Raw genomic sequence first — 19,668 nt, 5'->3', positions numbered from 1 at the left:
ATCACCCTTCCCCCGCATTTTTACTGGATAAGTTTCAACAGTAACCCCTCTTCCAGAAGCGCCCTTCTTACCAGGGTAAACCCGCCATACCATGGGCTGTCATAAAGCGTTGAGTAAACGACGCTGGTTTCAAGGCTTTCATTGATGGAAACCGTCTGCGTTTTCAGACAGTGTTTGATCACCGGGTGGATAATCGTGGCAGCGGCACAGATCTCACCGGCAAGTACCACTGTGTCCGGTCGCAGCAGGTTGACACTCATGGCTATTGCCCTGCCAAGGTTACCGGCAGCTTCTTTCAGCAGATCATTTGCCAGCTGATCGCCCTCGTTCGCGGCATGACAGATTGCCAGGATATCCGCCTTTTTGGTCTGGCTCTTATTTAACAGACTGGGAACACCCGACGCCAGCAGCTTATGACAGCGCTTTTCTATGGCCGGATTACAGACCAGGGTTTCCAGGCAACCAAAGTTACCGCAGTAACACCGTTCTCCCAGCGGATCGATCTGAATATGGCCAATCTCGCCAACGGCCAGGGTGCTGCCTTCATAGAGCTTATTGTCCAGAATCATACCGGCTCCCACCCCGTTATGGACGCTGACAAAGAGGCTGTTTCTAAATCCACGGCTGACACCAAAGTGGTGCTCGGCCAGCGCCATGGACGAAATAAAGTTGTTGATAAAACAGGGAATCCCCAATGCCTCAGACACCTGCTCTGCCAAAGGGAGATTGCTGACCGAAAGGTGGGGCATGAAAGTAATAATCCCTTTGGCTGAATTGACCAGCCCGGGCGTTGTGATGCCAACACCGGCCAGACAACGAATATACTTCTTATGGGTTTTGAGGAATTTTCTCAGTGAGGCAATCAGCTGTTTGGTAAATTCAACCTGATTCAAAGGCTGAATTGGCTCTGAGTACTCAGCCAGCAGCTTGCCTGACAGGTCACACAACCCCAGGTGGAGTTTGGTTCTGCCTGCCCTTGCCGCAAGAATCTGGATCTGGCCCTGTCGGGGAGCCAGCGATGTGGCCCGACGCCCCCGTTCAGAGGTCTGCTGTTCCTGTTCAACAATCAGGTCGGCTTCCATCAGTTGTCGGGTGATACGGGTCACGCTACCGGCAGCCAGACGACATTGTCTGGCTATCTGGATTCTCGAGATGGAGCCATGCTCAACAATCGCTTGGTAAACAGCAGAAATGTTCCGCTCTTTTACAAAGTCCAGATTGGCAATTACTGTCGTCATTTTTGTAGTTTCAGCTCGCCACCGCTTACCGTGCCCTGCAAGGTAAAGGTGTCATCGAAAATGGCAAGGTTGGCAAACTGCCCAACCGCAATGCTGCCCATCTGACTTGCAACATGGATGGCTTTTGCTGCATTGACGGTAGCCATGCGAATCACCGCCTGAGGCTCAATCCCTGCCCGAATGCTATTGGCGACCGCTGCCATCATAGTGAGTGCGGAGCCGGCCAGGGTACCATCCGCATTGGAGCACTTGCCATCCTGGTGGTAGATGGTTTGTCCGGCGAAGACAAAGGTGGCCATATCCGTACCGGTCGGTGTGGTTGCATCGGTCACCAGCACCAGACGGTCCTGCATCAGACGGTGGGCGATGCGCAGGTTTTCCCAGGACAGGTGCAGACCGTCAGCAATGATACCGGCACCCATGGCATGGCTGTCAAAGATGGCACCTACCACACCAGGCTCGCGGCTGCCCAGGGGGCTCATGGCGTTATGCAGATGAGTGGCAAAGGTTGCCCCCGCCTGTTCTGCCGCTTTAGTCTGCTCACAGGTGGCATTGGTGTGGCCGATGGACACAACAATGCCCGCTTTACTCAGCGTTTCAATGGTGCCTTCAGGGCAGACTTCCGGTGCCAGTGTCACCATGGCAATGACGTCGGCATTGTCACAGAAAAAGTCGATCATTGTGCGGGAGGGCGCACGGATGAAGTCCGGATCATGAATGCCTTTACGCTGAGGATTCAGGTAAGGGCCTTCCAGATGAATGCCGGGTACACGATCCGGATGCCTGGCCATGTATTCACGGGTGACCTTAACCGATTGTCGTATATCCTCATCACTGGTGGTAATCAGCGTAGGCAGAAATGCCGTACAACCTGCGCGGAGGTTAGTCTCGTGCATGATATCCAGTGTATTGATGGCGATATCACTGTTAAAAAGAACACCACCACAGCCGTTTAATTGCAGGTCGATAAAACCAGGGCTTAACGTAAGACCGCCGAGGTCTACTTTTTTCAGGCTATCGGCACCCTGATGATCACCGGCAATATCCTCTGCCTTGCCAATGGCCGAAATTCGGCCATTCTCTATAATGATGGTATCAAACGACGACTGCTCCGGGTCACCGGTTAACGGTTTGCAATTAACCAGTGCGTAACTCTTTTCCGGGCTGATGACCAGATCCGCAGACATATCAAAAGTCCTTGATGTTTTCAGACTCAATATCCTGGAAGTAGCGCAGAGTGCGAACTTTCAGATCCAGGGTGGCAGGGTCATCACAGATCATCATCGCTTTTGGATGAAGCTGCAGGGCTGAGATTGTCCACATATGGTTTACTGACCCTTCAACCGTGGCCTGAACCGCACGGGATTTATCAGAACCAGTGGCCAGAATCATCAGCTCACGGGAGTCCAGAACCGTTCCGACACCCACGGTAAGCGCCAGTTTTGGTACCTGGCTGATGTCCTGATCAAAGAAGCGCGCGTTGGCTTCACGGGTTTTCGTGGTCAGCGTCTTCAGGCGGGTACGGGAGGACAGTGAAGAACCGGGTTCGTTAAATGCGATGTGCCCATCGTGTCCGACACCACCCATAAACAGTTCAATGCCGCCATAATTTTTAATCGCTGTTTCATAACGCAGGCATTCGGCTTCCAGATTTTCTGCGTTACCGTCCAGAAAGTTAATGTTTGCTGCCGGGATATCCACATGATCAAAGAAGTGGCGGTGCATGAACATTCGGTAACATTCCGGGTGATCGGCAGGCAGGCCAACGTATTCGTCCATGTTGAAGGTAACAACATGGGCAAAGCTGACTTCTCCTTCCCTGTGCAGGCGAACCAGTTCCTGATACGTCGGAATGGGTGTGCCGCCGGTTGGCAGGCCAAGAACAAAGGGGCGTTCAGGGGTCGGATTAAATGCCTTGATCCGGCTGACAATGTATCGAGCAGCCCAATAACCAACGGCTGGCTTGTCTTTCAGAGGTATAAAGCGCATGTCGTAAACTCCAGGCTTCGCTAATCTGCTCAGGGTGATGTTATGCATCATAGTCTATTTATTTTTTGATGGAAAATAAAGGCGGTTGGTAATGTGCTCAACAGGTCGAAAATGTCTTTAAGTGATGATCTGAGTCAATGTATTCGCTTTTTTATTTTTCTTTGAAAAATAAATCAGTAAAATTCCGCGCCACACAGAACGAGACACACTCTCACTATAAAGAATTAAATGGTTGATCAATCATGAACATTTTGGGTTACTTGCAGAAACTCGGTAAGGCGCTGATGCAGCCCTTTGCCGGTAAGGTGAAGAAAAGTGCGGCTACTGAAGATCTGAGTGCTACCCAGTCGCGTCAGACTCAGCAAGTAGCGGCGGCTGTTTCTCAGGAAGCAGTGAAAAAAGAAGTGGAAGTAAAAGATACTGCTCTGTTCGCCCGTCAGTGCCTGAAAGTGCTGGGTGGCCACCAGAACGTGACTCAGATTGATGCCTGCGTCACTCGCCTGCGTCTGACGTTGAAAGATACGGCCAGCGTCAGTGATGACCGTATTAAGGGGCTGGGGGCAGCGGCGGTGGTTCGTGTGGGTGACAAGAACCTGCAAATCGTCGTCGGTCTCCAGGCTGAAGTAATTGCTGATGAAATGAAAAAGATCCCGGTGACGGATGATCTTGCCAATGTTGAGGTTTCTGCATGACGCTCTCCCATCAAGATGTTAAAAATGAGGGCAAACCTTGCCAACTGTCTCTGGTTGCGCCTTTGTCCGGAATGCTGTTATCCATCGAGGAGTCCACTGACCCGGTATTTGCTGGTCGACTGATCGGTGACGGTATTGTGATCAACCCAACGGACTCTGTGGTACTGGCACCGTGCGCCGGTACCATCAGTCAGCTCCATGACGCCAGACATGCCGTGGCGATCAAGACAGATTCCGGTGTCGAAGTGTTGATCCATGTGGGCATCGATACGGTTGTTCTGCGTGGTGAAGGCTTTGAGACCAACGTCAAAATAGGCGACAAAGTGTCTGTTGGTCAGCAGCTGCTGTCGTTTGATCCCGAGTTTGTCGGAGCCAGGGCGGCCAGCCTGCAGACTGCGATTATGATCACCACCGGTGAAACCGGTGTGGTGGTAAATCCCCGTACCGAAGTAACAGCGGGGCAGGATAGCGTATTTGCCATCGGGGCTGAGCCTGAAAAGGAGATGTCCACCGAGAGCAAATACAGCCGTCAGGACAGCATTACCCTGACCGACGATTTTGTGCTGATGAACCCACTGGGTCTTCATGCCCGTCCTTCTGCCACTCTGATTCAGATTATCAAAGGCTTCAATTCTGATGTGCTGATTCTGAACAAAGACACTGGCAAAGAGTGCAAGGCCAACAGTCTGACCGCTCTGATGGGGCTGCAGACGGTACTGGGTTCTAACCTGCAAATCACCGTTACCGGCCCTGATGCCAAAGAAGCGATAGCAGCCATCCTGAATGGTTTCCGCAGTGGTTTGGGTGAAGCCGTTGCCGACGTACTGCCGGGCGCTGATGAAGCCATGGCAGAAGAAGCGCCACTGCTTGGACCGGTAGAAGGCTCCGATGGTCGTTTACCCGGCGTTAAAGCGGCACCGGGTATGGCCATTGGCAAGCTGCACCATCTGGTTCATGAACTGCCCAGCTACCCGGAAGAGGGGGTTGGTGTCAGCGATGAACTGGGTCAGCTTGGCTACGGTATCCAGAAAGCCCGGGAGTCCCTGCAGCAGCTGGTGACTAAAATGGCAGCGGATCATGTGGGTGGTCATGCAGAAGTATTTGTTGCCCATCAGCAGTTGCTGGACGACCCGGCGATCAGTGACCGTGCCCGTGAACTGATTGAAGCAGGCAAGAGCGCCATGTGGGCATGGCATCGAAGTTTTCTGGCCGAAGCGGATGAAATGCGCAAGCTGGATAACCCGCTGCTGGCAGCCCGGGCCATCGATGTAGAAGACGTTGGTCTTCGGGTTCTGCGCTACCTGATGGGCGTTGAAGGTGGCACCGATCAGCTGCCGGAAAACACCATCCTCTGTCTGGAAGACATTACGCCTTCGGAAGTGGTGACCCTGGATCGCCAGCGCGTGATTGGTATCGTGACCCTGCACGGCGGCGCGACTTCCCATGCGGCGATTCTGGCCGGTTCCCTGGGTATTCCTTACCTGGTCAACGTACCGGGCAGTGTTCGTCAGTATGAGAACGGTACCGATGTTATCCTGAACACCAACAAGGGTTACATGCTGGTTAATCCTACTCAGGAAGAGATCGACAGAACCGTTGCCCGCCAGGAACGTGCGGCGGCGGAACATGCAGCGGCGTTGCAAGTGGCTGACCAGCCCGCGGTGACTCTGGATGGCCATCATGTTGAGATCGCTGCCAATATCGCCAACCAGGACGATGCGGAAAAAGCGGTCAAAATGGGCGCTGAAGCGGTAGGTCTGCTGCGTTCCGAGTTCCTCTATATGGAACGTGCAACCGAACCCACCATGGATGAGCAGATAAAAGCCTACGAAGGTATTCTGGACGCTATGGGTAAAGACCGTCCGGTCATTATCCGTACTCTGGACGTCGGTGGTGACAAGCCTCTGGCTTATCTGCCCCTGCCAAGAGAGGAGAACCCGTTCCTGGGTGAACGTGGTGTGCGTATCGGTATTAACCGTCCGACCATGCTGCGCAAGCAGGTTCGTGCGATCCTGAAGGCGGCTCATGCCGGTCATGCCCGTATCATGTTCCCGATGATCAGCTCCCTGGATGAATTCCGTGCCGTGAAAAAACTGGTGCTGGAAGAGCAGGAGACGACGGGTGTCACCGTTGAAGTGGGTATTATGATTGAGGTGCCGTCCGCTGCGCTGCTGGCCGATCATTTTGCCAAAGAAGTGGACTTCTTCTCCATCGGTACCAATGACCTGACCCAGTACACCCTGGCCGTTGACCGTGGTCATCCAAAACTGGCGGCACGGGTCGATGGTCTTCACCCGGCAGTATTGCGCCTGATCGATATGACGGTGAAAGCAGCCAACAAAGAAGGCAAGTGGACGGGTATCTGTGGCAGCCTGGCCAGTGACCCGAATGCGGTGCCTATTCTGGTTGGCCTGGGTGTTCAGGAACTGTCCATCAGTGTCCCGGCAATCCCGGTGGTTAAGGCCCGTGTTCGCAGCCTGAACTATAAGCACTGCCAGAGCCTGGCCCGTGAAGCGCTGACTCTGGATTCAGTAGAAGGCGTAAGACGTTTGACTGCCTGATCACTGACGATCATCTTTCTGAAAGCCCCCTGGTTTTGGCCATGGGGCTTTTTTATTGTTGTCTGAAATATGTAGTTTCCCTGTGATGATGCGTAGTTGTACTTTAAATCACATGATCTTGATTCAGGTCATCTGTCGGTTAATTACTGTCCAATTATCATGCCCACCATTTGGTTGGCGGCACTTTTTGTTCACACCTTTATGCCTGCTGGGAAAGCAGAATCTGATAATTGTCTGAGCAGTCGGTGATCACGACCAGTATTTATGATGGGGTGGCGATATCAATGAAAGAAATTGTGGATAAAGTGCTTGCTTCCACGGTGAAGCGAAGAACGTTTATGAAGTGGGGAACCGCTGCGGGCGGTGCGGCAGTGGTTGCTGCGCACACACTGCCGGTGAAAGTTTCTGCGACAGAGGCCAAACCTGCGGTTGCAGAGATCAAGTCAGTGTGGTCTGCCTGTACGGTCAACTGTGGCTCACGCTGTGCACTGCGTCATCAGGTAAAAGACGGTGTGATCATCCATACCGAAACCGATAACACCGGTGACGATACCTATGGTGACCACCAGGTTCGGGCCTGTCTCCGTGGCCGTTCCTTCCGCAAGCGCGTCTACAACCCTGACCGTCTGAAATACCCAATGAAGCGTGTCGGTAAGCGTGGTGAAGGTCGATTTGAGCGCATCAGCTGGGATGAAGCGTTTGACACCATCGCTGATAACCTGAAGCGCATCAAAAAAGAGTATGGCAATGAAGCCATCTATCTCAACTATTGTACTGGTACGCTGGGAGGCACGGTGTCCAAATCCTGGCCGCCAGCCGCCACACCGATCGCCCGTCTGATGAACTGCTGGGGCGGTTATCTTAACCACTATGGTGATTACAGTACGGCCCAGATTGCCGTGAGTTTACCGTATTTGTATGGCGGCAGCTGGGTAGATAATAACTGCACGTCAGATGTTGTGAATACCAGGCTGGTGGTCAATTTTGGCAACAACCCGGCGGAAACCCGTATGAGTGGTGCCGGTATTGTTTATCAGCTGTCCGAAGCGCGACAACGCAGTAAGGCGCGTATGATCACCTTTGATCCGCGCATGACCGATACGGTCCTGGGTGCCAATGATGAGTGGGTTCCGCTGCGACCGGGTACCGATGCCGCACTGGTAGCCGGTATGGCGTGGGTGATGATTACCGAAGACCTGGTGGATAATGAATTCCTGGGCAAGTACACCATCGGCTACGATGAAAACTCACTGCCTGCCAGTGCACCGAAAGGCGCTTCCTGGAAATCCTATATTCTGGGCAAAGGCGATGATGGTGTTGCCAAGACCCCGCAATGGGCAGCAAAAATTACCGGTGTCCCGGCAGACACCATCATCCGTCTGGCCCGTGAAATTGCCATGACCAAACCCTGCAACATTATGCAGGGCTGGGGTCTGCAGCGCACCGCCAATGGTGAGCAGGCCAGTCGGGCGATCTGCATGCTGGCGGTGATGACCGGTAATGTGGGGATTCCCGGTGGTGGTACCGGTGCCCGTGAAGGCAGCTACTCCATGCCCTTTGCGGTCTTTCCGACACTGACCAACCCGGTATCAACGTCCATTCCCATGTTCCTCTGGACCGATGCCATTTACCGTCATGATGAAATGACCGCGCTGACCGCCGGTATTCGTGGTGCCGAAAAACTGACCCAGCCCATCAAGTTCATCTGGAACTATGCGGGTAACTGCATCATCAACCAGCATTCGGACACCAATCGCACCCATGACATCCTTCAGGATGACAGCCAGTGTGAAATGATTGTGGTGATCGACAACCACATGACGCCCAGTGCCCGCTATGCGGATATTCTGCTGCCCGATTTAACCGCGGCTGAACAACCGGATTTCGCCCCTAACGGGTTCTGCGGCAATATGGGTTACACCATTTTCTGTGATACGGCGGTTGAGCCGTTGTATGAATGTCGTTCGGTCTACGACATGTGTACAGGTATTGCCAAACGCCTCGGAGTAGAAGCGCAGTTCACCGAAGGTCGGGACCAGGAAGCCTGGTTGCGTCATATTTATGCAGAATCCCAGAGAATGAACCCGACACTGGTAGACCTGGATTTTGCAGCCTTCCGTGAGCTGGGCATTGTCAAGCAGAAGAACCCCGGTGAACCTCATGTTCAATTCCGCGAGTTCCGGGAAAACCCTGAAAAACATCCACTGGACACCCCCTCCGGTAAAATTGAGATCTATTCTGAGCGCCTGGCGAATATTGCCTCCAGCTGGACACTGGGGGAGAACGATATTATTCGGGCACTGCCTGAGTACGCTTCTTCCTGGGAAGGGCATGAGGCAGACCACGCGCAGCAGTATCCGTTGCAGATGTTTGGTTTCCACTTTAAAGCCCGTACTCACTCCACGTATGGCAACGTCGATGTGCTGCGGGAAACCAACCGCCAGGAAGTGTGGATCAACCCGGTTGATGCCCACAAGCGCAAGATAAAAGACGGTGACATGCTGAAGGTCTGGAATGATCGTGGCGAGATCCGTGTTGCTGCGAAAGTGACTGAGCGCATTATGCCCGGCGTGGTCGCCATGGGGCAGGGTAGCTGGTACGCACCAGACCGCAGTGGCGTGGACCGGGGCGCGTGTATGAATACGCTGACCACCCAGCGCCCATCGCCACTGGCCAAGGGTAATCCCCAGCACAGTAACCTGGTTAACATTGCCAGGGCATAACAGGACAGGAATTAAAGTTCAATGAAACAACTGGGATTTTATGTCGACACGGCCAAGTGTACGGGCTGCAAAACCTGTCAACTGTCGTGCAAAGATGAAAACGACCTGAAAGTCGGCGTGAACTGGCGTCGGGTCTATGAATACGGCGGTGGTAGCTGGCTTCAGAACGAAGACGGCACCTATGCCCAGGATGTGTTTGCCTATTACACCTCCATCAGCTGTAACCACTGTGCCCAGCCAGCCTGTACCAAGGCCTGCCCAACCGGTGCCATGCATAAGCGTGACCAGGACGGCCTGGTGGTGGTTAACGCCGACGTCTGTGTTGGCTGCCGTTACTGTGAAATGGCCTGCCCCTACGGCGCACCGCAGTTTGATGCCGAGAAGAAAGTCATGACCAAGTGTGATGGCTGTTTCGACCGGGTTGAGCAGGGCAAGCAGCCGATCTGTATCGAATCCTGCCCGCTGCGAGCCCTGGATTTTGGTCCGATCGAAGAGCTGCGAGCCAAATACGGCACGGAAGCGGATATCGCGCCACTGCCGGACTCTTCATTGACTGAGCCATCGCTGGTGATGAAGGCGAGCCGTCATGCCAAACCTTCCGGTGACAAGACCGGACGCATTATGAACACTCGGGAGGTATAACCATGCATGAGTTGCCACTGGTATTTTTTACGGTGCTGGCACAGGGCACCGTTGGCCTGTTCCTGGTACTGGCCAGCCTGCTGATGGCGAACAGTGATGCCCTCCGTCAGCAGCTGTTGAATAAACTGCTGCTGGTGGTTCTGGTGCTGCTGGGTATCTCCGGCGCTGCGGCCATGACCCACCTTGGTCAGCCGTTGCGTGCCATAAACGTGATCTTTGGTCTGGAGCACCTGTCGGCACTGAGTGTTGAGATCATCACTACTGCGCTGTTTGGTGGTGCTGTTTTCACTTATGTGGCCATGGTGCACTTCGGTATCCTGGCCAAGTTGCAGAAACTGGTTCTGGCGGGTGCCATGGTATTGGGCGTGCTGTTACTGCTGGCCATTGCCAATGTGTACACCCTGGCCACAGTGCCTGCCTGGAACAGCGGCTGGACCATCTTCCAGTTTGTTATGACCGCTTTTGTGGTGGGTATCCCGGCGGCGGCGCTGATGCTGAGAAGTCAGTCGGCCTCTTTGGGGGCATTCCAGAAAAACACTGATCGTGCGCTGGCCACCCTGGGCTTTATCGCGCTGGGTCTGGTGCTGGTGGGTTACCCGCTGTACCTGTTCTGGCTGGGTCAGGTTGACCTGCCTGCTAACCCGCTGGGCCTGTTTGACTACCACGGTCGTCTGATGCTGGCCCGTCTCGGTTTGTTGTTTGCCGGTCTGGGCGTTTGGGTGATGGCTGCCACTCGTGGTAATAACTCATCGACAGGTCTGGCAGGGGTGAGTACCGTCCTGGTGCTCACGGCGGAACTGTGCGGTCGTATCTTCTTCTATGACCTGCATATGTTTGCCAGTGGCATGTAAATAAGTACAAAGTTCCTCCTTCATAAATGAAAGGAGGAACTTTTCAAAAACTCCGGACGCGTGAACGCACAATAACTATTCCCAGCTTCGTCTGATCAGGCCGTGGTCATAGCTACCCAGAATAGTCAGAAGAAGACGCCCATATTTCACTGGAAGAAACAGGGGCTATTTTTGGAACTAACGTAATAAAAAACACAAAAACCACAAGGCTTTTGCAATATTTACTTTTTCGTCTTTTCTTGGTGTTTTGATTAATTTAGTACTTTCGTATTGTTTTTGTAGGGCAGGGTAGATAATTAATTTACACCTTAAGAACAGTTGTTGAAACTTTTTAGTAAAAATGAAGTCTATTAAAGTGAAATATTTCGATAAACTTTTATAGAGGTAATTTTTATGGATGTATCATGCTCAACTGCTAAAAGTTTTTTCTGTCCCCCCGGTACTGAAGAACCCTACAAATTGTCTGTCATAACATGTGCAGCGGTAGGTGCTATTGGGGGTGGGTTTGGTGCCTGTTCCAGTGTGGTAAAAACTGCCGGTTATCCTTTCGGTTATTTTTGTCTCGGCGCTTTTGGGGGCGGGGCAGCAGGAGCTGGTGCAGGCCTTGCTGTAATGGGTGGAGTCGTTACCTGTTGCCATCTAGCACAACGTGAAATCGCTCTCCAATCTTCCATTGAACCCAAGGTGATCACACAACAGCCCGGTTCGCCCTTGATTATCTCTCATGCTCCCGAAGTAACTGTCGTACCGACAGAAATTCAAGGTGAAGATGGATCAACCAATATCGAAACCGTGTTATGACCCCCACCCCCGGGAATTCCAGCACCATGCACCTTGATCTCTGAGTTTCATGGGTATGGTGGTGGTGGTGACTCGAGTCGGCTGTTATCCCCTGTGGGCGCGCATGGGAGCCGAACTTCGTGAAGTGTTGTTCAGGGGTTTCGACAATCTCATTTACCTACAGGCAGCTGTGCCGACAGATAAATAGCATGAATTATCCGCGGCCTGCTCTTTTAATTCCCCGAGTTTCCGTTGCTCTTAATCCAACAGCCTCCAGGCCACACGAGTGAATCTGATGACATACTGGCAGCCTCTTCGTGGTATTGCGATGCTTGTAGTACTAATGTACATAAAATGCGGTTGCAGCGTAGGGAATTGATTTACAGATTAAGATGATTTGCAGAAACTTTTTAGAAAAAATGAAGTCTAATCAGTGAAAAATCCTGATAAATTTCTAAAAAGGTAAAAAATATGAACTCTTTAGGCCAATGTGCTGCTATTAAGGATTCCTTATGCCACCCAGACACTCACGGTGCATACAAGTTTGGTGCTGGTGCAGGTGGAGCGTTAGGTTATTTGGGAGGTCTGTTTGTGACGAAAGAACCTTGCGGCGTAGCTGTTTTCAGCAGTTTGGGATGCGGGGCAGTAGGAGTTATTTCAGGCCTTTCATATGTGGCTACATTCGTGGCCTGTGTCAACTTAGTTTCTGATTGTACTTTTTGTCCACCTCCCATAGACTCCAGAGTGATCACTAAACAGCCCGAGATGTCCTCGATTATCACTCAGGCTCCTATACTAACTGTCGAATGGACAGAAACTCCGGATGAAAAGGAACCAGTTAATAAAATAGTCGTGTAATGCCCCCGGCAATTGCCTGCACCATGCACACCCGAACTAATCACCATGATCTGTGAGTTTTACAGAGTATGGCGGTGACGGACTCAAGTCGGCTTTTATGCCCTGTGGGTGCGCATGGGAACAGACCCCGTGCCATATCAGACCTTTTGTCCAGTCATTAACGATAAGCCGACAGGCTCCTAGGGTTTCGGTCCAGTTGATTTCCAGTCTTTTTAACTTTTCACACCAATAGATGTGCTCTTGAGATTTCGCCAGATTATCCTGTTGAAGCGAATGAGTTCCTGCCATTCGTGATTTCTCTCTATAACAACTGCCAGCTTTATCATTTGCAACTCACTATTGCATTACTGGACACTGCAATAATACCAATTCCACCTTCTAAATATGATAACGAGCAAGTCATTTTGGACCGCTGGGCAAGGCGGAATGACGAGTAATAGCAGGGCTATTGCGAGGAATTCCAACGAAGATCCAGCGGTTCAAAATGGCTGCGCAGTTCATATTTAGAAGGTGGAGTTGGTATCTGGTCTTTCAGAATTGACTTGGATTCTCAAGATTCATTGCCCGGGTTTGGGCAACAATTACTTTGTGGCCTTCTCTTGGTGTTACGGTGATTGCAGTACTTTCGTATCATAATTACGATTACAGGGTAGGGGAATTAATTTACAGATTAAAAGAAATTGCAGAAACTTTTTAATAGAAATGAAGTCTTAAAAGTGGAATGTTCTGATAAATTTCTAAAAAGGTAACAAATATGAACGCTTTAGGCCCATGTACTGCTACTAAAGATTGCTTTTGCCCCCCGGTGCCCACATTAACTACAAGCATTGTGGTGCTACAGGTGCAGCGATAGGTGGTATTTTTGGCATGCTTTTTTCATGTTGTACAAAATCTATTGAGGTAAGTACTCTCATCTCTTTGGGAAGCGCGGCAGCAGGAGGTGCTTCAGGACTTGCATTAATGGCCGCAGGCACGTGCTGTTGCCAATTGATTTGTAAGGAAGATACCGTTCGTCAACCTTCCATTGGCTCAAGAATAATCACACAACAGCCCGGGATGCCCTCGATTATCTTTCAGGCCCCTGTAATAAATGTTGAATTGACAGAAGTTTCAGGTAAAAAGGAGCCAACCATTAAAACCACCGTGTGATGCCCCCCGGGAATTGCCAGTACCATGCACCTGCAAACTAACCGCCATGCACCATGATCTCAGGATTATACAGGGTATGGCGGTGAGGGACACGAGTCGGCTTTTATGCCCTGTGGATGTACATGGAAACCGACCTTTGGGGAGTGTTGTTCAGGATTTTACGACAATCCCACTTACCCACAGGCAATTAGCGATGGTGAGAATTAACGACAAATGTATTGTGTTATCCACGGCACTTCTGCTCTTCTAATTCCCTGAACTTCTGTTGCTCATAGTCTGACAGCACAAGACCATAGGTTTTTACCACGCGAGTGAATCTGGCAACATACTGGCAGTGGAAAGACTTCGAAGGTGGTAACCACTCAAGGACACCTGATGCCCCTTTCTGGCGGTTGACACTGGCCTGAACGGCAAAAAGATTCACTTCATCATTGGCAAACTGCACCCTTTTTGCCTTCGACCACTGATCAGCCCCACGATCCCAGGCCCATCTCAGAGGCACTAAATGGTCGATATCGACCTGGCGAGCTTCATAAAACGTCTTTCCCGTGTAGACGACAAAATACATTAAAAGGACTATTGAATAAATACCACCTCTTATACGGTACTGGCTCAGGGAATCGTTGGCTTGTTCCCAGTACTGGCCTGCCTGCTCCCGCTGGGCCTGTTTGACTGATATGGTCGTCTGCTCTGGTTCGTCTACAGAGTCAAACTCGGATAAATATAATTTTTTAAGCAGGGACGGTTAAAAGCTATAATGGCGTAGCTGGAAAGAAAATAAAAGCGACGTTTGTTGTATTGCTATATGACCATTTTCTTATTATCAAACATTCGTACATTAAAATACGAGAGTTGAGTAATAAAAATATTTGATCACTATCGAATGAATAACCTACTGTTTAATCCTAATGATAAAAACTTGCATATTTAGTGAGTGTTAAATGAAGCCAATTTCATCAACTCAAGTTACAAGTTTATGCCTGCCAGGTGATGATCAGAAAGTTAAACAAAATCACATACACATTTCTACAGAAGGTTACCGATACACTGTTGGCGGTAACGGCGTTTTTGTAAACACCTTTTGTAAGGCATTTCACGAGCGTAGTTGTAGAAATATCATGGTTCTTCCTCTGCTTGAATTCGTAGAGGATACGGATGTAAAAAAATCAATCACATCTGGCTGTCAGCTTTCTTCTGGTGAATTAATATTGGTTGAAAGGTGCAGTGATATGCCTGAATGTGATGTCTATAGAGTCCAGCCAACAGGGAGGCAGAAAAGGTATTTTGAAAAGCATATTAATTCATACAATATAGAGCAAGAACACAAAGACTCTTTGGCAGAGGATCTTTACTTCAAAGAACAAGGAATTAATGATTCTGATGAAAGATTGAGATCTGGTGCTGCTATATCTCTAAAAATGTGTGTATTTAACCAGATAGCGGCAAAATTTGTCAACGAAGTGCTTTTACCAACAATGGGAAGCGAAAAAGTATATGTTCATGATCATTTTTTTGGAGGATCCCTTCAATACATTAATCACTTCGAAAACGTTAAAAAAGTCAACTGGGTGCATTGCTTAAGTCCCCATACGGGTTTTAGCGACTGTATGGCCAATAAAAAGCCTGTTTATACAACCCAGAGCTATATGAAGATGGATGAGAGCAAGTTCTGCAAGCTACCGGATTATGAAAAGCCTGCAAGAGAGAGGGCAATTAAACATGCTGATGTCATTTTAACAGTATCGAAATATGCCCAATCTTTTCTGACATTTAAACATCCTCTCATATCAAATTTCTTGAGGATTCACAAAAAGGAGATCAGCTCAATCAAAAGCTGCTCAGATTTATCAAAATTTAGCCTGAGTGCCACCGCCAAAAAATACGGGTTAGAAGGAACTCCGGAAAAAAACATCAAATCAAAACTCAGAGACCTGTTCTTTGCTGGAAAATTGCCTTTAAAGCCACCATTAAATAGCAAAGGATGTGTGAACCCAGTCACTAAAAACTTACCAATTGTTTTTTTTATGGGCAGGCCTCATTTTGAAAAAGGGACAGAGCATGTACTGAATATGGTAAAAAAACTGGATTGCCTATTTTTTATTGTTTCTAACGGAACAGAAAAAGATCCATTTATTCAAGCTATTCAGGAAACCAAAGCAGCAAGAAATAACCTCGTTTTACTTACGAAAAATCAAGAGCATAAGCAACTCTTAATGGCTGTTGCGGACTATGCCGTTATTCCTTCTCTGGCTGAGTCCTTAGGCTTGATTGCCGGTGAATGTCATTCTATGGGGCTGCATGTAATCAACTCGGATGTAGGAGGGCTACCTGAGGCGTCACCTCCTTGTGATGAATGCAGAACAGAAGTTCATTCAAATGCGGAGTATGGCCATTACTCAGAAGATACAGATAAAGCATTTCTCCGGGCAGTTAGTGAAAAGTTAAAAGCCGGAAGGCCCAGATCATCTCACATTGTGAGGCATGCCAGTTACTTCCATTCAATGGAGAAATTTACTACTTCAATAGAAAATGCTCTTTCTAATTAATCAGTGCCTGCCTTGGTTATTTTCAGGCAAGGTAACAGGATTGGCTTCGTCATCATACTCTGGTGGCAGCAGCAAAAAGTTCCTTGCAAGTGTGGACTTGGGCATCATTTGGTAAAAAATTTTCCCGTCATGTATGCTCGACTTGACAGAATAGCCGCGCTCACTGAGCAGTCGGGCACCCGGAGAGTCCGGCTGCCGGAGCATCTGCTCCAGTTCAGATTGTTCCAAGGTACCAACAGAGGGCAGGATGGCCTTCTGCTGCAGTCGTATCGTCTCAGTTTCCAGGGCATCCCGGATGTCAGCCGACATAAGTTTTTCCAGCCCGGGTTGGTTCGCCACCACGATCATCTTTTCTGCCAGGGTCATTGCTTCGGGTAACCGGACTTGTCGAAGTTCCCCTTCATTGTGCAGGCGTCGATAAGCACCACCGGACCCGGTATCCGGATCCCAGCAACCAGGCGGTTGGTGATCTGTATGCCGCCGGTGGTGTTTTGCTAAGCAAGGTGAAATACCGGCTTTCTCAGCGATAGCGAACCGGACCAGATCGTTCAGGCACTCACGCAAACACTGATAGGGGTCTGGTGCCTGCTCAATCAGTAATCGTCGTTTATGGTTATCAACCGGGAGATGGTATTGACTGGTGAACGGATTGGGCACCTGGTGATGCCATCCCCCGGTAATGCTGGCCAGATCCCGAAAGCTCAACATGACGGACTGGATCAGCAGGGTGAAGTCCGGGTTGTTGACCACGGACAGCAGTTCAATCTTTTCTGGCTGAAAATAGCCATCATAGATCATTTCACTGGTGTCAATTTCTGCTGAGTCCGGTGTCAGCCTGATCGTCGGAAAGTCCTCCCGTGGTGGTTTGACCCGCAGGATATCCACAGTATCCCCAAAGCGCAGCACCTGACGCAGCAGTAACTCTTCCTCTGTGCATTGGTGGTCAGGAGTAAACGACGGATTTTCAGCACCCATCATTGTGCAGTTTTTGTTTCTCAGGGCGCTGGCCACCAGGGTAACCAGCTGCCCGGGGTACTGTTGCAACCTGGTCATATCACGCTGAAACAGTTCTGCTGCCCGTAGCTCTTCAACATTTTTATGCTCATCTTCAGCGACAGCATCGTGGTAGAGTTCGGCAATGGGTAGTAACTCTTGCAACTCGGGATGCTTCAGCAGTAATTCCCGAAATGGCTTATGAAAGTCGGGCAAAACCTTACTATCCATGAGGAATTCGGTGGCCAGCTGTGTGCGCAGGGCGTGATCCAGTCCGTGCCATTTGCGGTAATAGGGTTTTATGCCCTTCGCCAGGATGGTTTGTGCCCTGTTGGCATGGGGAAACTGGTAATAATACCGACCGACTTTCAGGGTAATTGACTTATAGCGACCATCAGGCAGGATTTCCATGCCCTCAAAGGTTGGCGGTGATGCCAGAAAATTCACCAGCCAGTCCGGCTGCCGTTCTCCTTGTTCCTTTCGCTGGACCACAACGGCAGGCTTACAAGTGTAATATTCCCCCAGAAAAATACTCAGCCTTTGATCAATGGTTCGATTGAGCGTCGCTGTACTCTTTAAATGCTCACGTAACTGTTCATCACTGTATCGCCGGGTTGAAAATCTATTTTCCAGAAATTCTTTAACTGCATGCCCATAAACCGGTTCATTGGTAAAAAAATGATTATAAAACTCCTCGCCAAGCAGTCCAACAGCCTTCCGATGTAGCTCTGAACTGTCCAGCTGCCGGTGATTCAAATGCTCGTGCAATGCAGTCCTCAGGATCGATACTCTATTAGCTATCATATAGTGTTTAGTAACGGGGCCGTCCCCATCATTGCAAAGAAGTTCCCACAGCACCTCGTTACGAATGGTACTGGCTTCACCGTAGGTCAACAGATTCGCCCGGAGAAAATGATTGGTAGATGTTAATATTTCAAGATGATCTGCAAGCTGGGCTGATGTTTGATAACTGAGATAGATTCTTGCGCCGTAAGCGATGAGCAGGCAACACACCAGTGGATTATAGTGGACAGGTGTTGAGTCTTGTACCCTAATAAATAGGGAACAAACAAATTATTATTTAATAACTCCCGGCAGATGAACACTTGTGCGGCAAAGGTGGGTCTGGCCTGTTCGAAAATGTAATCCCAGCTGGACTCGTTATCGTGTATCTCGAAATCATAATATAGCCAGGGAAAGTGTTTATGAAACGGGGTCTGCTCAAGCAAAGCTTCCAGTAATATATTCGGTAAACCCACTTTGCTGTTGACCCCGTCCACCCGGGCTGGAAGTTTGCTTAAGAATGTTGCTGAATCACAGTTCTCGATGGCTGTCAGGATGGCTTTGATGTCAGTGCCAAGCGCCTTGACACTGGCTGATACCGTGCTGACCTGCTCCGGAATATTTTTCAGCAGCTGCAGAAATCGTTCACCACCGGACTGACTCAATAACTGGTAAAGCCTGAGTTCCTGACCAGTGAAGTTGCCGTATTGAGAGAAGGCACGAATGTTTCGCCGCAGCATTAGCGCTTGTGTACGGCTGATTTCCACCGGGGGAGACAACACCCCCTGATAACTGTTGTACAGGCACAGTTTTACTGGCTCACGGAACTCATCACCGGATGTGTTACCTTTATTTTGCTCGAGCGTCAGAATATTGCCCATGACTTCTTCAAGACGGCGGAAAGAAAACTCCCTGGTAAAGTCCAGAAGGTAGCCATAGTGCATGCGGTCAAAATTAATGTGACAGAGAATTTCCGGATATTTGCCTGCTCCTTTAATGATCCGTTCAGACGGTTGGTGCAGTAAATAGCCATTGACACCAAGGTGTCCTGAAGTTAATGGTGATTTGCTAAACAGGGAGTGCTTTCTGTGGTAACTCTCTGCTATTTTCTCTGCCAAAACATGCCAGCTGGTAATTTTCTTGGTGTATGTGAACCTGCAGCACGGTTCCCCCGAGGCATTCGAACAGACATCTTTTTTATAAGCCCAGAGCATATGGCAACCGGGCGCAGGTTTCAGAACCGTAATGACCTGGTCTGGCCTGGTTCCAAATTGATCCGGCCGCCTGGTTTCTATTGCGTATTGGGCACCGGGTGACAATAAACTCACTGGCCTGTATTGATCGCCTGAACCGGCAGCTTGTAATGCATTGACAACACGAACCATCATCCCGCCAAACTGACCGAATGCGGCAACAGGATTGTATTCCTCTTTCTTGCCGCCTGTCGGTGGTGGATGAAATCCTGACGAACCAATGCTTGCTTCCGCCTGAGGTATGGACATATCAAGGGTCTCAATGAATTTAAAATCGTATATCGGACTGCACGGGAGTAAGGCTCCGCCTGAGTGAAATGAGCACAAAATTCAGACACCGAAAATATCGAAAGGTTCCCGGTAATCTGGCAGCCCGGGCAGGTGCCATGGTAAGCACTGCGGCGGAAGTACCGCCGCAGCCATGTCACCGAAGTGGCAGCACAGTTTTGTCCTCAATAATCATGATCAATTACAGGGTGCGCCGTGCTCTGTAGCGTGCTCGAATAAGTTCCTACCCTCTTCAGTAATTGCCTCAAACCCCGCAAAAAATTGATCCAGGTCAATCGGTTGTTTGTTGACCAGCTCGTATTATCAGCACCATTTCACCAGT

At 49.9% G+C, this 19,668-nt stretch carries 13 protein-coding genes; 7 read left to right on the top strand and 6 right to left on the bottom strand.

Translation table 11 applies throughout. The features are described from left to right. Positions 1 to 20: 20 nt before the first annotated feature. Genes O3276_RS11845 through nagB form a run of 3 tightly spaced genes read right to left on the bottom strand, consistent with a single transcriptional unit; the run spans position 21 to position 3,227 of the window. Positions 21 to 1,238, bottom strand: a complete 1,218-nt coding sequence (locus O3276_RS11845; RefSeq protein WP_269675803.1) for an ROK family transcriptional regulator — start codon at positions 1,236 to 1,238, stop codon at positions 21 to 23. Next, positions 1,235 to 2,425: an N-acetylglucosamine-6-phosphate deacetylase gene (gene nagA, locus O3276_RS11840; RefSeq protein ID WP_269675802.1), complete on the bottom strand. Its 1,191-nt coding sequence runs from the start codon at positions 2,423 to 2,425 to the stop codon at positions 1,235 to 1,237. The genes O3276_RS11845 and nagA overlap by 4 nt, the downstream gene beginning before the upstream one ends. 1 nt (position 2,426) lies before the next feature. Then, a complete protein-coding gene (gene nagB / locus O3276_RS11835; protein WP_269675801.1) occupies positions 2,427 to 3,227 on the bottom strand; it encodes a glucosamine-6-phosphate deaminase in 801 nt (266 codons plus the stop codon). Positions 3,228 to 3,469: 242 nt separating this feature from the next. Between nagB and O3276_RS11830 the strand changes: the two genes are divergently transcribed. From O3276_RS11830 to O3276_RS11805, 6 genes are all read left to right on the top strand, one after another. Continuing rightward, positions 3,470 to 3,919: a glucose PTS transporter subunit EIIB gene (locus O3276_RS11830; protein ID WP_269675800.1), complete on the top strand. Its 450-nt coding sequence runs from the start codon at positions 3,470 to 3,472 to the stop codon at positions 3,917 to 3,919. Further along, complete coding sequence (gene ptsP / locus O3276_RS11825) at positions 3,916 to 6,480, top strand: phosphoenolpyruvate--protein phosphotransferase (RefSeq protein ID WP_269675799.1); 2,565 nt, start codon at positions 3,916 to 3,918, stop codon at positions 6,478 to 6,480. The genes O3276_RS11830 and ptsP overlap by 4 nt, the downstream gene beginning before the upstream one ends. 284 nt (positions 6,481 to 6,764) lie before the next feature. Continuing rightward, positions 6,765 to 9,203 carry a DMSO/selenate family reductase complex A subunit gene (locus tag O3276_RS11820; protein ID WP_269675798.1) on the top strand — a complete coding sequence of 813 codons (2,439 nt, stop codon included), beginning with the start codon at positions 6,765 to 6,767 and terminating at the stop codon, positions 9,201 to 9,203. 21 nt (positions 9,204 to 9,224) lie between these two features. Then, positions 9,225 to 9,845, top strand: a complete 621-nt coding sequence (locus O3276_RS11815) for a DMSO/selenate family reductase complex B subunit (protein ID WP_269675797.1) — start codon at positions 9,225 to 9,227, stop codon at positions 9,843 to 9,845. Between the two features lie 2 nt (positions 9,846 to 9,847). Further along, a complete protein-coding gene (locus tag O3276_RS11810) occupies positions 9,848 to 10,696 on the top strand; it encodes a dimethyl sulfoxide reductase anchor subunit family protein (RefSeq protein ID WP_269675796.1) in 849 nt (282 codons plus the stop codon). A 393-nt stretch (positions 10,697 to 11,089) separates the two neighbouring features. Next, on the top strand, positions 11,090 to 11,497 hold the full coding sequence (locus O3276_RS11805; protein ID WP_269675795.1) for a hypothetical protein: 408 nt from the start codon (positions 11,090 to 11,092) through the stop codon (positions 11,495 to 11,497). A 2,209-nt stretch (positions 11,498 to 13,706) separates the two neighbouring features. Here the strand turns inward: O3276_RS11805 and O3276_RS11800 are convergent. Then, positions 13,707 to 14,051, bottom strand: coding sequence for an HNH endonuclease family protein (locus O3276_RS11800; protein ID WP_269675794.1), 345 nt, complete (start codon positions 14,049 to 14,051; stop codon positions 13,707 to 13,709). Positions 14,052 to 14,424: 373 nt separating this feature from the next. Here O3276_RS11800 and O3276_RS11795 point away from each other — a divergent pair, with 373 nt between their 5' ends. Further along, the gene (locus O3276_RS11795) at positions 14,425 to 16,029 is read left to right on the top strand and encodes a glycosyltransferase (protein ID WP_269675793.1); all 1,605 of its coding nucleotides are present in this window, start codon (positions 14,425 to 14,427) and stop codon (positions 16,027 to 16,029) included. Here the strand turns inward: O3276_RS11795 and O3276_RS11790 are convergent, their stop codons facing one another. Both O3276_RS11790 and O3276_RS11785 read right to left on the bottom strand, forming a co-directional pair. Further along, on the bottom strand, positions 16,030 to 17,916 hold the full coding sequence (locus tag O3276_RS11790) for a hypothetical protein (protein ID WP_269675792.1): 1,887 nt from the start codon (positions 17,914 to 17,916) through the stop codon (positions 16,030 to 16,032). A 32-nt stretch (positions 17,917 to 17,948) separates the two neighbouring features. Next, a complete protein-coding gene (locus O3276_RS11785) occupies positions 17,949 to 19,307 on the bottom strand; it encodes a hypothetical protein (protein ID WP_269675791.1) in 1,359 nt (452 codons plus the stop codon). Positions 19,308 to 19,668: the final 361 nt, after the last annotated feature.

The organism is Endozoicomonas sp. GU-1, assembly GCF_027366395.1.
Classification (GTDB): Bacteria; Pseudomonadota; Gammaproteobacteria; order Pseudomonadales; family Endozoicomonadaceae; genus Endozoicomonas.
The sequence above is the reverse complement of the archived record's forward strand: the minus strand, read 5'-3'. Positions and strand labels throughout refer to the sequence as shown.

Excerpts from the sequence above, each read along its gene's own strand:
- O3276_RS11800 (WP_269675794.1), bottom strand. The coding sequence starts at position 14,051 with ATGTATTTTGTCGTCTACACGGGAAAGACGTTTTATGAAGCTCGCCAG.
- O3276_RS11810 (WP_269675796.1), top strand. The coding sequence starts at position 9,848 with ATGCATGAGTTGCCACTGGTATTTTTTACGGTGCTGGCACAGGGCACC.
- O3276_RS11805 (WP_269675795.1), top strand. The coding sequence starts at position 11,090 with ATGGATGTATCATGCTCAACTGCTAAAAGTTTTTTCTGTCCCCCCGGT.
- O3276_RS11845 (WP_269675803.1), bottom strand. The coding sequence starts at position 1,238 with ATGACGACAGTAATTGCCAATCTGGACTTTGTAAAAGAGCGGAACATT.
- O3276_RS11815 (WP_269675797.1), top strand. The coding sequence starts at position 9,225 with ATGAAACAACTGGGATTTTATGTCGACACGGCCAAGTGTACGGGCTGC.
- nagA (WP_269675802.1), bottom strand. The coding sequence starts at position 2,425 with ATGTCTGCGGATCTGGTCATCAGCCCGGAAAAGAGTTACGCACTGGTT.
- O3276_RS11830 (WP_269675800.1), top strand. The coding sequence starts at position 3,470 with ATGAACATTTTGGGTTACTTGCAGAAACTCGGTAAGGCGCTGATGCAG.
- O3276_RS11795 (WP_269675793.1), top strand. The coding sequence starts at position 14,425 with ATGAAGCCAATTTCATCAACTCAAGTTACAAGTTTATGCCTGCCAGGT.
- O3276_RS11820 (WP_269675798.1), top strand. The coding sequence starts at position 6,765 with ATGAAAGAAATTGTGGATAAAGTGCTTGCTTCCACGGTGAAGCGAAGA.
- nagB (WP_269675801.1), bottom strand. The coding sequence starts at position 3,227 with ATGCGCTTTATACCTCTGAAAGACAAGCCAGCCGTTGGTTATTGGGCT.
- ptsP (WP_269675799.1), top strand. The coding sequence starts at position 3,916 with ATGACGCTCTCCCATCAAGATGTTAAAAATGAGGGCAAACCTTGCCAA.
- O3276_RS11785 (WP_269675791.1), bottom strand. The coding sequence starts at position 19,307 with ATGTCCATACCTCAGGCGGAAGCAAGCATTGGTTCGTCAGGATTTCAT.